Annotated in this window: 15 protein-coding genes and 1 other RNA gene; 7 read left to right on the top strand and 9 right to left on the bottom strand. The window is 36.7% G+C overall.

What is annotated here, in order from left to right; genetic code table 11:
- Positions 1-562 precede the first annotated feature (562 nt).
- Positions 563-2,104 (bottom strand): glutamine-hydrolyzing GMP synthase, encoded by a 1,542-nt coding sequence (guaA, locus tag F8M42_RS07500; RefSeq protein WP_407672872.1) that lies wholly within the window; start codon positions 2,102-2,104, stop codon positions 563-565.
- 138 nt (positions 2,105-2,242) lie between these two features.
- Complete coding sequence (gene fba / locus F8M42_RS07505) at positions 2,243-3,208, bottom strand: class II fructose-1,6-bisphosphate aldolase (protein ID WP_182185684.1); 966 nt, start codon at positions 3,206-3,208, stop codon at positions 2,243-2,245.
- A 312-nt stretch (positions 3,209-3,520) separates the two neighbouring features.
- Here fba and F8M42_RS07510 point away from each other — a divergent pair, with 312 nt between their 5' ends.
- Positions 3,521-3,763 carry a DUF3781 domain-containing protein gene (locus F8M42_RS07510; protein WP_182185686.1) on the top strand — a complete coding sequence of 81 codons (243 nt, stop codon included), beginning with the start codon at positions 3,521-3,523 and terminating at the stop codon, positions 3,761-3,763.
- 86 nt (positions 3,764-3,849) lie between these two features.
- Positions 3,850-4,202, top strand: a transfer-messenger RNA (tmRNA) gene (gene ssrA, locus F8M42_RS07515).
- Positions 4,203-4,816: 614 nt separating this feature from the next.
- Here ssrA and F8M42_RS07520 read toward each other — a convergent pair.
- Both F8M42_RS07520 and F8M42_RS07525 read right to left on the bottom strand, forming a co-directional pair.
- Entirely contained in the window at positions 4,817-4,972 is a 156-nt protein-coding gene (locus tag F8M42_RS07520; protein WP_182185687.1) for a hypothetical protein, read from the bottom strand.
- A gap of 196 nt (positions 4,973-5,168) precedes the next feature.
- Complete coding sequence (locus F8M42_RS07525; RefSeq protein WP_182185689.1) at positions 5,169-5,513, bottom strand: ArsR/SmtB family transcription factor; 345 nt, start codon at positions 5,511-5,513, stop codon at positions 5,169-5,171.
- A 126-nt stretch (positions 5,514-5,639) separates the two neighbouring features.
- Between F8M42_RS07525 and F8M42_RS13635 the strand changes: the two genes are divergently transcribed.
- The 3 genes from F8M42_RS13635 to F8M42_RS13855 all read left to right on the top strand — a co-directional run bounded on the left by F8M42_RS13635 (position 5,640) and on the right by F8M42_RS13855 (position 7,397).
- Entirely contained in the window at positions 5,640-6,317 is a 678-nt protein-coding gene (locus tag F8M42_RS13635) for an MFS transporter (protein WP_229711297.1), read from the top strand.
- A 180-nt stretch (positions 6,318-6,497) separates the two neighbouring features.
- Positions 6,498-6,815: an MFS transporter gene (locus tag F8M42_RS13850; protein ID WP_407672873.1), complete on the top strand. Its 318-nt coding sequence runs from the start codon at positions 6,498-6,500 to the stop codon at positions 6,813-6,815.
- A 525-nt stretch (positions 6,816-7,340) separates the two neighbouring features.
- Entirely contained in the window at positions 7,341-7,397 is a 57-nt protein-coding gene (locus tag F8M42_RS13855) for a hypothetical protein (protein ID WP_407672874.1), read from the top strand.
- 276 nt (positions 7,398-7,673) lie between these two features.
- Here F8M42_RS13855 and F8M42_RS07535 read toward each other — a convergent pair whose 3' ends face one another.
- From F8M42_RS07535 to F8M42_RS07550, 4 genes are all read right to left on the bottom strand, one after another.
- Positions 7,674-8,840, bottom strand: coding sequence for a hypothetical protein (locus F8M42_RS07535; RefSeq protein ID WP_182185690.1), 1,167 nt, complete (start codon positions 8,838-8,840; stop codon positions 7,674-7,676).
- Between the two features lie 54 nt (positions 8,841-8,894).
- Positions 8,895-9,446, bottom strand: a complete 552-nt coding sequence (locus F8M42_RS07540; protein WP_182185691.1) for a hypothetical protein — start codon at positions 9,444-9,446, stop codon at positions 8,895-8,897.
- Positions 9,447-9,475: 29 nt separating this feature from the next.
- Entirely contained in the window at positions 9,476-9,916 is a 441-nt protein-coding gene (locus tag F8M42_RS07545; protein WP_182185693.1) for a MarR family winged helix-turn-helix transcriptional regulator, read from the bottom strand.
- A gap of 133 nt (positions 9,917-10,049) precedes the next feature.
- Positions 10,050-11,273, bottom strand: a complete 1,224-nt coding sequence (locus F8M42_RS07550) for a PucR family transcriptional regulator (RefSeq protein ID WP_182185695.1) — start codon at positions 11,271-11,273, stop codon at positions 10,050-10,052.
- Between the two features lie 204 nt (positions 11,274-11,477).
- Between F8M42_RS07550 and codA the strand changes: the two genes are divergently transcribed.
- Together codA and F8M42_RS07560 are read left to right on the top strand one after the other, a co-directional pair.
- The gene (gene codA, locus F8M42_RS07555; RefSeq protein ID WP_182185697.1) at positions 11,478-12,713 is read left to right on the top strand and encodes a cytosine deaminase; all 1,236 of its coding nucleotides are present in this window, start codon (positions 11,478-11,480) and stop codon (positions 12,711-12,713) included.
- A gap of 59 nt (positions 12,714-12,772) precedes the next feature.
- Positions 12,773-14,158: a purine-cytosine permease family protein gene (locus tag F8M42_RS07560; RefSeq protein WP_182185699.1), complete on the top strand. Its 1,386-nt coding sequence runs from the start codon at positions 12,773-12,775 to the stop codon at positions 14,156-14,158.
- A 418-nt stretch (positions 14,159-14,576) separates the two neighbouring features.
- On the opposite strand, the gene scpB is transcribed toward F8M42_RS07560, so the two are convergent.
- Positions 14,577-15,356, bottom strand: coding sequence for a methylmalonyl-CoA decarboxylase (gene scpB, locus F8M42_RS07565; protein ID WP_182185700.1), 780 nt, complete (start codon positions 15,354-15,356; stop codon positions 14,577-14,579).
- Positions 15,357-15,561: the final 205 nt, after the last annotated feature.

A 15,561-nucleotide genomic window follows, 5' to 3' on the forward strand; every position in this document is an offset into this window, starting at 1 on the left:
GCTAAATCAATTTATTTTTAAACTCTATGAATACTTCCATTTTGTTGCCTCTATCATGTAAAACACCAGCTCATATTTATGTCTTTATCTTACACGACCATAACTTTTCTGTCTAGTTTGGCATAACCCATCTAGTGGTTACAGTACCTTTAACTTTACAAAATTCACTAGGCAAAACAGTTTTTTAGATGAAGATTTTCTTTAGCTTGGGGGATAGTTTGGTATCCATTGCGAAATAGCGGCTTTTGAAACTTTATATTCTTTTTGGAGATTGAGCAGAGTGCGTCCTTCTTATAAATGGAGCCCCTTACCATTTTTCTTTGAATTCCGGCTCATAATAACATGTCATCTTACATTCCTCTTTCCCTAATAAGATTATATCCAATTATGCTAAGATGTTACAATATTACTTTATCATGACAACCCAAATAAAGCTGACGAAGTAACAAAAAAATTAGATGCTTTAGAAAAATAGTTTTAGTATCATAGCAAAATAGAAGGATCTATAAACACAGTATTTACTTGTATTTATAGATCCTTCTATTGTTGCGTGACACTATTCTTATTCCCACTCAATAGTAGCAGGTGGTTTAGATGTCACATCATAAACCACCCTATTTACACCCGGAACTTCATTTACTATACGGCGAGACACTTTATCAATGACTTCATAAGGAATACGGGCCCATTCCGAAGTCATGGCATCAGAACTGGTAACAGCCCGCAGCGCTACAGTATGGCAATAAGTCCGCATATCACCCATTACGCCAACTGATTTTATATTAGGCAGACAGGCGAAGTACTGCCAGATTTTTTCAGAAAGACCGGCTTTGGCAATTTCATCACGAAAAATTGCATCTGCTTCCCGCGTTACCGCTAATTTTTCCTCAGTTACTTCACCAAGGACACGTATGGCAAGCCCAGGCCCTGGAAATGGCTGACGCCATACCAAATCATGCGGTATACCGAGTTTTTCTCCCACTGAGCGAACTTCATCTTTAAATAACTCACGCAATGGTTCAACAAGAGAAAACTGCATATCCTTTGGCAATCCACCGACATTATGATGACTTTTGATAGTAGCTGATGTTTTTGTGCCGCTTTCAACTACATCAGGATAAATAGTTCCCTGCACCAAAAAATCTATCTGTCCAAGTTTATTGGCTTCTTCTTCAAAAACACGAATAAATTCTTCCCCGATAATCTTACGTTTTCTTTCCGGATCGGAAACACCCTTTAATTTACCGAGAAATCTTGCCTGGGCATTGACACAAATGAAATTCATATCAAATTTATCTTTGAATACCTTTTCAACCTGGTCTCCCTCATCTTTACGGAGCAGCCCATGGTCAACAAAGATGCAGACCAACTGCCTACCGACTGCTTTATGTGTGATAACAGCAGCAACAGAGGAATCAACACCACCAGACAAAGCACACAAAACCTTTTTATCTCCGACAATTCTTTTTATCTGATTTATCTTACTTTCGGCAAATGCTGCCATATTCCAGTTTCCCTTTACCTGACAAACATCAAATAAAAAATTTTCCAGCATTTTTTTACCAAAAGGTGTATGTTCTACTTCCGGATGGAACTGTACACCGTATATCCTGCGTTGATCATTTGCCATTGCAGTGACTGGTCCTGTATGTGTCTGTGCAATAACAGTAAAATCTTTCGGTGCTTTTGCCACATAATCGCGATGACTCATCCAACAAGTATTTTCTTTTTCAATATCCTTAAATAATTTTGCTGTATTATCAAGTGTTAATACCGTCTTACCATATTCACCTGTTTCAGCATGTGTAACAGTTCCACCTAATTCGTTGGCAATAATCTGATGCCCATAACAGATACCAAGAACCGGTACATTTATATCAAATAAGCCATCTACAGCCTGCGGTGTGTCTTTTGCATATACGCTGGCAGGCCCTCCGGTGAGAATTATTCCCTTAGGATTTTTGGCCTTTATTTTTTCAAGTGAATAATCATATGGCACTATTTCACAGTACACGCCGCATTCTCTGACTCGGCGGGCAATTAGTTGATTATACTGGCCGCCAAAATCAATTACAAGTACAAGTTCATTGGTATCAGTCAAAATAAGTCCTCCTATAATTATAAGTTTTTACAACATAATCAATAATGAAAAAAGGTAAAAAGATGCTCTCCCTACAGCAACAGTTTACTATGTAATGCTGTCCGCTGTAAAGAGAGCAGAAATATTTTCTATAAATAAAACTTAAGCTTTGCCTTCGCATCCAAGGACATCGGTTATTTTGTGTTTAACAAGTTCCTTTATATATGCTCTAGCCGGTGATAAGTACTGGCGTGGATCAAAATGATCCGGATGTGCTACCATATATTCACGAATACCCGCTGTCAATGCCAACCGCAGATCAGAATCAATATTTATTTTACATACAGCTGATTTAGCTGCTTTTCTCAGTTGTCCTTCTGGAATGCCAACAGCATCAGCCAATTTACCGCCGTTGTCATTAATTATTTTTACATATTTAGGAATAACTGACGATGCCCCATGCAATACGATTGGGAAATTTGGCAGGCGTTTTTCAACTTCTTCTAAAATATCAAAACGAAGTGGTGGCGGTACTAGAACACCGTCAGCATTTTTAGTGCACTGTTCCGGTGTGAATTTAAAAGCCCCATGGCTCGTCCCAATAGCAATAGCCAAAGAGTCAACTCCAGTAGATTTTACAAATTCTTCAACTTCTTCAGGCTGTGTATAAGAAGAATCTTCTGCAGTTACATGGACATCGTCTTCTATACCAGCCAGTCTGCCTAATTCACCTTCAACAACAACGCCTTTTCCATGAGCATAATCAACAACGCGCTTAGTAAGTTCAACATTATCCTTAAAACTATGTTTTGAACCATCAATCATTACGGAGGTAAAACCACCGTCGATGCAAGCTTTACAAATATCGAAGTCAGCGCCATGATCAAGATGCAATGCAATTGGCAGATCTGTATCTTCGATTGCTGCTTCAACCAGTTTAGTCAGGTAGACATGTTTTGCATATTTGCGCGCACCAGCGGATACCTGAAGAATCAAAGGTGCATTTTCTTCTTTGGCTGCTTCAGTGATTCCCTGGATGATTTCCATGTTATTTACGTTAAATGCGCCAATAGCATAGCCGCCTTCATAAGCTTTTTGAAACATTTCTGTAGTGGTTACTTTTGCCATTACTAATACCTCCAACTTATAATGTAAGTGTCTTATAAAATTATATCACAATTACACGCCTTTTGTATAATTTGGCAAAAATAATTGTAAATTTTATAATTATTTTACCATTATGCTCTATACTTACACTTTTAACAGACAGATAAGGGTAATAGTCTACTTACGTTCAGCAAAAAATACGCAATATTAACACTCGCACAAGTTCAAATAAAATCATTAGTATTATATCTTATATTTTGTTATCAAAAAATTAATATAACTTTGATATTATCATATGTCATATGTTATAATAAAATTCAAAAGGAGATACTAATGAATGGATTATTAACTAACCTCGACAAAATACATACCACCGAATTGGGTATCAAACGTATAACCAAAAATCTAAACCTTGATACACCTGATGTCATTGCATGGTGCAAATTACAAATAAAGGATGCACGTAGTATAGTCAAAACAGGGAAAAATTGGTATGTTTATAGCGAGGATATAGTACTAACTATCAATAGTTATAGTTTCACGATAATTACGGCACACAAAGGAAAAAGAAAATAAATCAAACTTTTCTATTACAGATATACTGCCATAATTTGACATAATATCTTATTACTGTTATGCTTATACAGATACAGGTACACCATGGGGACGTAAAGGTTTCGACGGGGGCAGCTGTCGCATAAGAAGCGAGTCGGGGGGTCATCAACCCGTCAGCAAGGTGAAAAACTTTTATTTAAATATAAAAGCTAACGAAGATTACGCTTTAGCAGCTTAATGCTAACCTCTTTTATTTCTTTTCCCGCGTGAAGTAAAAAGAGGCAAACAGCGGGATACTTAATATTCAATTCTCGGAGGATATTGAGGAATTTTATCGAGATAGGATGATAAGAGTTTGTTTGTGTAGTCTTATTATCTAAAACACGAACACAAAATGCACTCGGAGAAACTTATGCGGCAATGTTTTCGGACAGGAGTTCGATTCTCCTCGTCTCCACCAGTCAAATCAATATGCGAACTCATATAAAGTGCGTCAATATCGGCTTTAGTGATATCTTTGCTAGAATCAATGAGATTGTATATTACACATATAGATTTATCATATACGTAAACTTTATGAATAAACCCGTCAATAATTTTATCATAAAAATTAGTATCAGCGCGGTGCTTATAAAAATAAGTCAGCATATATATGATATGTTCTTCGGATAATTCCGGCAGATTATTATTGATCTGCCGGTTTTTCATTTCTCTTATATTTCTTGCTGCCTAGTTTTTACAGCAAAATATGCTTGCGCTAATGCAATAGCTTTTTTTCTAGAATCACCATTTTGTGCGGCATAGCGGGATAGCTGTATATCTCTAATAAGGTTACTCTCGTATATAGAAGACTTACCGGACAACTGCAAAAAGCAGGTGGACATACCGCACGTGCAGCCCGCATGGATGCAATACTTTTTACCCGCCATGCTGACATAGTGGCAAAAATAATGTCCGGAAAAATGGGCAGGGTCCATAAGGAAGCAAGTTAAAAAAATGTAATTGCTTTAAGAGACGGCTAACAGACAGGAATGTATAATCGTAAATCTTAAAATTTGGAACGTCCAATGTATCCTATAGTTTATCTTTTGGCAGAGATATTCTAAAGCTGTTTTCAAAAAAGTCATATCCATGCTCCGTTAATTTAACAGAACGATGCACACTGCCACGAGTTATAAGATTGAGCTCAAATAAGCGATTTGTAAGGCCGACAGCGATTGGCCCGGCCATATGATGAACCCGCTGTGTCCAATCAATATGCCACGGAATTACACGATGATTCTTTTTGGCGTTTATATTAACTCCGAAATTATTTAGCCATGCCTCGCCCTGGTCAGTAAGTAAATAACCATCGCTATTTTCAATAATAAAATTTTGGTCTATGAAGGCTTGTGTAATACTTACGCCCAGTTCTCCCGCGATATGGTCATAGCAAGTGCGCGCAAATTTTAACGTCTTTAAATTGCTCAGACTGTCTTAGAGAGCTTACAGGGGCCGGAGAGGCGATACCTGCAAGCGATTCCAACACCTTCGCCACTTCTGGACTTGCTAAGCGGTAATAGCGATAACGTCCCCATGTTTCAACACTAATAAGACCTCCCGCCATTAGTTTGGCTAAATGTGAGCTTGCAGTCTGTGGAGATACTTTTGCTATTTTTGCCAATTCTCCCGCAGGCAACGCCCGTAAATCTGCCAAAGCCAAAAGAATCGCGGCCCGTGTTGGATCGCCTATTAAGGCGGCTACTGAGGTTATATTCAAATGAATCTCCATGATTTCCCTCCGTTGTGCTTGTTGATTTTATTAATGATATCATAGCACAGGAATATTTCGATGCCACGTTAAATGTTATCATGCTATACTCTGTACAAACAAATTCCTATGATAGCGAGGTGTCATATGTCAAGTAAAAAAATACAAATGGGAACTCAGGAAAAATGGATTGTGGTTGTTGCCGGCATAGGGCTGCTACTATCCACATTGGATACTGGTATCATCAACGTAGCTCTACCCACATTGGCAACGGATTTTCATGTTAACGCCGCATCAATCGCATGGACTGTTACCCTTTACACACTTTCCATCGTTGGTACAATTATCATATTCGGAAGACTTAGTGACAAATTTGGCCACCTGAAAATTTATTCTCTGGGCCTTATCGTATTTACTGTTTTCTCGGTTCTATGTGGATTTTCACAAAACATCTTAGAGATCGTCGGGTTCCGCATATTGCAAGGAATTGGAGCGTCCATGTTACAGGCAACGGCAGTTGCGATTATCTCAACGACTGTTTCTGAAAAGCATCGGGACTCAGCATTCGGGACGCTCAGTGCGCTAATGGGATTAGACCCTGTTTTGGGGCCCAGTGTTGGTGGCGCAATTATTTCACTTTGCGGGTGGAGATGGATTTTTTGGATTAATGTGCCCATATCAATAATTGGTTTAATCGGTTGCAGATATTTTCTAATGAGGAACAAAGAAGTGCATAACAGCAATTCGATTGATCTATCAGGGAATTTGTTGCTGACAGGAGCAATTTCTTGCCTTATTAGTAAGTGTATCTACTTGGAATTCTAACGGCGGCTATCATTTATTAACAGTGGTGTTATTAGGTGCATGTGCTATTTTGTTGTTTGCTTTTACAAAGAATGAAGCACGTATTGAACAACCAATCATTCGATTATCGCTTTTAAGAAATAAAATATTTTCGGCTTCTCTATTGGCTATTTTTGTATTTGGAGGCTCCACTTCATTGGGATTTATTGTCCGCCATATTTTTTAGAGCAAATTTCACATCTTGCTCCTTGGCAGGTAGGTATTGTAAACCTATCCTCCCCCCTTGGGATAGCCCTGCTTTCCAAAGTGTCCGGGCATCTGATGAAACGTTTCAAACCTATACGCTTAATGACATTTGGCTTGATAGTCATGTTTATATCGTATGCAGTTTTAGGACAAATGCAGAATAATTGGAGCCCACTATTGATGGCGCTTTTACTATTCCTTTATGGGATGGGCAGCGGTTTGTTCCTTCCGGGCCAATATCTCAGCATTGATGGAAACTGCCGACAAGGATAGCCACGGTACAATCGGTGCAACTCACGCATGGTCCAGAACCTTGGTATAATCATATATACAGCACTCGCCTCAAATTTTATACACACTACGAGCGAATCGCAATCTGTTCTGATGGGAGGACTTAGAAATTCGTGGATATTTGCAGCGCTTACTTTTATTGTTGTAATCATAATATTTGTTATAATCCTAACATCCAAAAAGAAGGTGAGAGTTTCTAATTGAGATAATAAAGTTTTATCATAATGCTATCGGCCGATAATATAAAGTAATTTTACTGCCAATCTCTAAAATAGGATTGGTAGGTATTAAATGCGCGCTTTTAAGAGCTTTCCAATAGCAGCGGTCCAATATAGCGGAAACCTTATCTTGCAAAATTTGTTTTATTTTGGCAAGAAAAACGCCTACCCAAATGGATAGACGTTAAAAAGGCATTATGCTATAATAATCCGCATGGGATAGTTGATGTTTCGGTTTTTCCTCTCCGGAGGAGGTGGTGCTGTGAGTACATTCCAAGCTTTATCTTTGATGATAAGCTTCGGGCTGCTTATAGTAGCCATTATTTCATGCATTAAAATGAAATAAACCGACTCACGCGTATAAGCCGGCTTTTTTTCAAACATACAATTATGTGAGGAAAGTCGAGCAACCACGCATCAACTATCCTTTTTCTATGCTCAATTATAACATAGATTGATAAAAAATCAATCATTTTGCCTGTATCAGATATACTACCGCAGTAAAGACGATTTCCCACATCTGCGGGAATCACACGAGATGCGTCAACACTATAAACACCACCGAAAGAATTATTTGTATTCACCGGTTCATGTCTAAAGCCATATAGCTAAAAATATGCATCTATTTTTCTATCAACTCCATAACGTCTCTTCTCATGCTTCGCGGAAATTCCTGAACTGGTCTTCCTATGCGGAAAAACATCTGGATTGTATCTCCGTTCTGTGCATAATCCCTGTGGATCTTATCATGTTGTTCTTTCATTTCGGGATATTCCTCAATAACCTGACTCATCGGTTGCACCGCCAATCCCAATGCGTGCGCTTCCAATACCAGCCGGCTGTAAAGCATGCCGCTTTTTACCTGTTCCGTACGGCTATTATCTGTAGTGATGATCAAACCATAAGCCGGTGTGTTATTTACTTCTTCCTGTACAGTTTTCATATACATATCTGCGGAAATTTTTTCACTGTTTATAAACGGAAACAATGTAAGCATTCCTTGTACAAAATACTTTTTTAACCCACTTATTCCTTGCCCTTCCACAGAAAAACCATATCTGTATTTATTCTTTTCATATTCATTTTTTCTAAAGATGTCTGCCGATTCTTTACTAATACGATGAATCCCGGATTCGATCTCCGCTCCTTTAAGTACGTAATTGTCTAAAATTCTTTTATTTTTCCTATCTTGAAATATATCCAATTTCTCAGTCCCGCTAGAATTTATAGCAAAAAACTGCTGCAGTTCCTCAGGTGTCAGTTCCTGATTTTCATATGCGCCTCTGTTAGTATCAGGCTGGAACATATATTCATAAGGTGTACATGTTCCAGAACCAAATAATGATAAAGTTATTTTGGCAACTGGCTTATCCTGCATACTTTTAGTAAGGTTCCCTTCATCGTATTCTCCGTCTGGAAAAAGAATGATATTCGTTTTATATCCCATAAAATTACCGCCAACACGAACATATTCCAAGAAAGTGCCTTGCGTAATCATTACCTGCTGTGCGCTGGTATCTACCTCTTGGGATAAACGCTGGTTATCCGCAAATAAATAAAAAACATTTTTGTTTTTATCAAGACTAACCTTCCATGGTTGCATATTATGACCGTTAGCTGCTAACAGTCCACATGCTGCCAATTTAATCCTAGGATCAGTGAATTGATCACTATATGACTTTTGCCACGGTTTTAAATAGTTTTGGTCAAGAAAAAAACCATCTGCTATAGATAGTGCTGTTGCTACAACCAGTAATATACTTATTCCCAAGATAGTAAATCGTATCACTTTTTATAACTCTCTTCCGTTATTGTCAACATAACATACATTTGGATTATTAACTTACTGTTTTGTTGCTTGGATACCTTCAGTTGTATTTTCTTTTGTCTTTAAAGAACTAACATCATCTGCTACTTTTAAATCAACTGTAGTTCCTTTTTCTACAGTAACATTCCTACCAGCAATTAATACGCCTAATAATGAATATCTGACAAAAAAATTAGGTTTTTTCCCTTTTACGTCCAGCTTGCCATCTATTGGAACAGATTGCCCGTTTTTAGCTTTAATTTCGGAAAAAACTAAATCAACTTCACCAGAACTGTCCCACGGTCCTGTCCTTTTGACTTTTATTACTGTTGCCTCCACTAGCGTATTTGCAGGAATAATAATTTCCCCTTCTGATTTTACGTCACTTTTTAACTTGAAAAATACTTTCTGACCTTTTCTACAATTTTTTGAACTAACGGATTCAATAGCTTCTACAGGAATAACAGTTCCCTTGGTAAGAGTCCATGCCGTTTGTTTGTCAGGTGACTGTCCTCCTTCTGCTGCAAATACCATACCTGAAAACAAGAACAAAGACAATAGTCCCCCTGCTATTGCTTTTAACTTCATAAATATTCCTCCTCGATCTATATATGTATTTATTTTCTAAGATTATCTGTAATAGTTTTTAAAATTTCTGTGAATTTTTCTTTCTGATCTTTATCTAGACATTGCGTCATTTTTTTTGCAAATCCAAAATAACCCATGTTTTCAATAGATAACAGATTATTGCCTTTAGGGGTCAGGTATACATGGTATACTCGCAGGTCTTTTTTGGACTGCTGCCTCGACACAATATTCTTTTGTATAAGTCTTTTAATATTTTCTGTAACCGTTGATTTTTGTACAGAAAATTTCTCTGCCAGCTGTTTGAATGTAGGACCGTCCATTTCCTGTATAGCATGCAGGTAATGAAGATGAGTAATTGATAAATTGAAAAGTGCTGAATACTCCGTTTGCTCATAATACTCTCTTGTAGTCTGTCGCATATATTCAGACAATATGTTTATATATCTCACAATCAAAGCTTCTGTTTCCATAATTTTTCTTCCCTCCATATATAGGAGATCATTCATGCTGTCAATATGGAAAAACTATTTTTTACAAATTTTTCTTAATCGTCGATAATTCAATCGACTCAATAGTAGCGAAATTTGGGTTGGAATATTTTACTTATTCATTAATACTATTATGGTTTACTGATATTAAAAATTTTTCTACCCATAATGCCTGGCGGTATTTTTCACATACATTTTCGTTATCTAATGATTCTTTAGTTATTTCTTCTATTTTCTTTATCCTATATATTAATGAATTTCTATGAATATATAATTTTTTAGCTGTTTTTACCAGATTACAATTTTCGTACAGATATATCATTAATGTATGCATCAATACAGTATGGTTTTCTTTATCATATCTTTTAAGTGATAAAAGCACTTCATCTGAAAAATTAGTCATTATCTGTTGATTATTAATCTCATATAACACTTTATAAAAACCAAGATCTTCATAAAAAATTATATGTTTATTTTCTCCAGTAGTAAAACTATTAGCACGTTTAGCCTCTAAATGGCTGCGGCGCATTTGTGATAAAGATGAATATTCTTTTCCTATACTGATGAATATGCGCGGATTATCAAGATTTTCCTCGATGCATCCGTATATTTCCATAAGCATTTTTTCTATTTCTGCACGTGCTGTTGCTGGCAATAAAAGGACAAGCATGTTTCCGTTTATAAATCCAGGGACATTCCAATTTCTCTTTTTGCATATTGCATCAACTATTCCCTGCAATGATTCCATATATATCAGTGATTTTTTTACTAGCAAAAAATTATTTTCTTGGAATATTGATTGAAGATTATTTATAGAAATTATCGCTATACGGTGAGCACCGCTAATATCGTAGTGATAAAGCATTGCTTTTGATATTAAAGACTGTTGATCGTTCTTTTGTGCAGAAAAAATGTCTATCATAAGTTCATTGGTAAACTGTAAACGCAGTTTATCTTGAATGATAAAACTGCTGATTTCCTCTGTAATCTCTACCAATGGCAATTCATATGGCATTTGAAATAAAGGCAGGCAAAAACAATCAGCAGCGGTTATCAGATCATCTAAAAACAGATTTTTTACTGTTTCTACTAATAACACAACTCCTGATAAATTTTTTTGGTACCCCTCGTTAAAAAGCTGTAATAATTGAGCAGCATTGCATGATAAATCTTTTACAGAAACAAACATTAATTCACCGCCATGCACCCATTGGGCAATTGTTTTTGTCAAGGTGACATATGGGCAGCGTACTATCCTGTCAAGGCCATCTTTACCACCGAGCAGTTTTAGGTGACAAAATATTTCCAATTTCAGCAAATCTGTACATCTCACAGCCATTAGGCATTTTATCCTCCATTACTAATTAATAATTATATTATGCAAAGTATAACATAAGTGTGTAAGTTTGTAATATAAAATTTAGGCATTTTGGTTATTTCGTACAAAACTAGTTAATTTTGTTGTATGTTTCGTATGATGATGCAGATGGAAGATGATATTATAATTAAAAAGGTAGTTTAGAAATGGAAAGAGGGTGATTTTGTGTTGATAAAAAATTCTCGCTTGCGTCGTAAAGAAGGGCTTTGGAATATCAGCATAAAAAATGGTAAAATTCATAAGATAACTCAAGAGGCGTTGTTTGATGACAATGATTGTATAGATGCTGCAGGTCATCTTACAACAGCTCCTTATGTAGAACCGCATATACATCTGGATGCTGTGTTTACGGCGGGTGAACCGCATTGGAACGAAAGCGGTACATTATTCGAAGGTATCGAGCTATGGGCTGAGCGAAAAAAGCAGATAACTATTGATGATGTAAAAAATAGGGCAAAAAAGGCCATTCGACTGCAGATTTCCCAAGGGATACAATTTGTTCGCAGTCATGTTGATACTACTGATCCCCAGCTGACTGCATTAAAAGCTTTACTTGAAGTAAAAGAAGAAGTTAAAGATATTATTAACCTTCAGTTGGTTGCGTTTCCACAAGAAGGTATTTGCTCTTATCCCGATGGTGATAAGCTGTTGGAAGAAGCGGTAAAACTTGGAGCTGATGCTGTAGGCGCTATACCTCATTATGAATTTACCAGAGAATATGGGATAAAGTCACTTAATAAGGCATTTGAACTTGCACAAAAATATGACAGGCTTATTGATATACATTGTGATGAAATAGATGATCCCCAGTCACATTTTTTAGAGACAGTTGCTGCGATGGCTTATAAACTTGAGATGGGAGATAAGGTATCTGCCAGCCATACAACTGCGATGCATTCCTACAATAATCCTTATGCGTATAAATTATTTAGGCTGCTTCACTTAGCGGGAATAAATATCATATCATGTCCTACGGAAAACATTCATCTGCAGGGTCGTTTTGACACATTCCCTAAAAGGCGCGGTATAACACGTGTAAAGGAACTACTTGAGGCAGGGATAAATACTTCTGTGGCTCAGGATTCAATAATGGATCCATGGTATCCGCTTGGCACGGATAATCCTCTGCGAGAAGTTGATATGTGTATACATGCCTGCCAGATGATGGGATATCAAGAAATTATAAATTCATTTGATCTTGTTACTGATAATGCAGCTAAAGCATTGCACATAACAAATGATTACGGTATTGATAAAGGCAAGCCGGCTAATATAATCATTATTGATGCTGATAATGAATTTGATGCTATACGGAATTTATCGCCGGTGCTATACTCAATAAGACGAGGAAAAGTTATTTTAGAACGGGAACCACAAAAAGTAAAAATGAAGCAAATTTAATTTTTTGACAATGGGGTCATGAATTTTTATTCATGGCTCTTTTTTTAGGAGGAAAAATAATGAATGATACATTTGAAAGTGCGATTAATTTTGAAGAGAGAAAAGAATATAATGCCATTGAGCCTGTACCAATAAGGGAACGCAGCATCAACGCACTAGATATGTTTGCGACATGGGTGGGAGCTAACGCCAATAATGGAACATGGTATGTCGGTGGTGTTATTGCTGCTCTGTGCTTTATACCATCATTATATGTGACACTGATAGCTAACCCTATAGCTTATATAATTATGGCTTTAGTCGGATATATAGGATATAAGATTGGCATATCAACTATGGCACTTACAAGGATTACTTTTGGCGTTAAAGGGAGTATAATACCATCATTGCTTAATACTACACAGTTTATTGGCTGGACAGCAGTAAATACATTTATTGCTTCTATTTCTGTGAGCTTTCTTCTAAAAGATTTATTTGGTATGCCGGTGTTTGGTGAACCGGGAGGAAATACAACAATGCTCATTGGTATATGTATAATGAGCGTGCTGCATCTTTTATCGATCGCCTCTGGACACCGTTCAGTAAAAATAGTTGAACGTATAGGTGTTGGCCTTATAATTTTACTTGTTATATGGGAAACAGTAGTAGTTTTTCAACAGGTATCATTAGATCAAATAATCAATTGGCGCCCACCAGCAGATAAAGCACTGCCATTTGGTTCTGCAATAGATATAATGGCAGCATTCAGCCTTGGATGGACTCCGGCTATTGCAGAATTTACCCGCTACTGTAAAACTAAAACCGCTGCTACTTGGGTCCCGATGCTTGGAGCCAATATTGGATTGTTTTGGTTTACACTTATTGGCAGTATCGTAACTATTGGTGTTGCAATCTCTACTGGAGCATATGATCCAAATAATTCTGATCCAAGCGGTATTGTCAGCAAACTGGGACTTGGCGTACTAGCTTTTCTTGTTATTATTATTACAAGTACAACGGCGAATGCGATAAATCTTATGGCATCAGGTATATCATTGACTAATGTAATTCCAAAACTAAAAGCCCTTCCTGCTTTGTGGATAGTGACGGCTATTGCTGCTTTTATTACGTTGATTCCTCTTTATATAGGATCGTTTCTAGAATCATTTACAATGTTCCTTGATTATATCGGCATGGTATTTGGTCCTATATTTGCTATTGTAATAACTGATTATTATTTGCTGCATAATAAAAAACAATCTACAGATGATCTTAATAAAAAAAATGGCAGATATTGGTTTTCCGGTGGGTTTAATATAAGAGCAGTTGTCATTTGGGCTGCCGGCGTTATATTGTTCTTATTACTAAGAAATACTGAATTTGTAACGGCTTATACTGGAGCAACATATCCAGCTATGATCATTACAGGCATTCTGTATTTCTTTTTTACCAGAAAAGCTGCATGATGTAAGCGCAATGGCAGCACCGTTAAAGGATTTACCGCACAAGGTTAAATATTGATCTATCTGCTATAAGCCGCGCTTTGAAGTCCTTAAAAATCAAAAATTAGTTCAACGCAGTCCAGATAAAGACCGAAGAGTTTATCATATAATAACAAATAAAAAAATGAACTTTTGTTAGCTTTGTCAAATCGAGAGCAAATATAGCGCCAAACGTTACTCGGCTGAATTTTTTTACCGTATCTATATCTAACACTGCCCTTGATATAATTTTCTTTTATCTGATTAATAAATTAAAATTGTCAGTTTTTGCATTTGCCTGATGGCTATTATTTATCGAATTTGTTTCTAAAAATTTTTAATGCCAAAACACTTCATTTGCTGAATGAAGTGTTTTGGCATACTTAACAGATGAGACTAATTATTATTTACCATTAAATTTAGGCGGTCGTTTTTCTAAGAAAGCAGTAATCGCTTCTTCATAGTCATGACTATCATATACTTTGCGTCTAAGTCCCTGCACACGTTCAAAATCAGCCGGACTGATTGGAAAAGCTTTAGATAAAATACGAAATTGTTCTTTAATAACTTCAACTGACAATTGAGAACGCGACATTATCGTTTTTGCTATATTCAGTGCAAAATCGAAAAGTTCTGTCTCTGGTACCAAATGGTTAATAATGCCAATTTCTAAAGCTCTTTTAGCAGGTAATGGTGATGCCGTAAAAAACATCTCCTTAGCAATGTTAAGCGGCAGTCTGTTCATAAAATGCAGAACACCAGTAAGATTGTAAGGAACACCCATTTTAGCAGGAGTCATTGCAAAGCTGGCAGTATCATCAGCAATAACCATATCACAGGTCATAGTCAAATCACATGCACCACCCCACACACTGCCATGTACAACAGCTATTACAGGGCCGAGATATTTTTCTATGGCTCTGAGCAGCCTTTCTAACGAGTCATAATAGCTTAAAGGATCACGCATTTTGCGCGGTAATTCTTTAACATCATGCCCCGCCGACCAGACTTTTGCTCCTACCGCAGCTTTTAAAATCACGACAGGTAATTTCTGCGCACTAAAATCATCAAGCGCCTCAATTATATCACTTACCATTTCCGAACTGAGAGCGTTCAGCTTTTTAGGATTATCCAAAGTAATAATACCTATATTATTCTGGATTTCTTTTTGAACTAATGCCATATGTTTCATCCTCCATAGATTTATACGCGTTACCTTTTCTATATTTGTAACGTCACTATTTATATATTGGCTAAACATCAGTCAATATGTTTTACTTCCACTCAAATAAAAATTAATTTTATTGAGTGCCTCATAGTATACACCTAAAAAGAGGCAATAAACCAATATAGCGTATGCGCTTATTGAATGAAATCAGCGTATTATA

This window comes from Pectinatus frisingensis (assembly GCF_014076555.1).
Lineage (GTDB): Bacteria > Bacillota > Negativicutes > Selenomonadales > Selenomonadaceae > Pectinatus > Pectinatus frisingensis.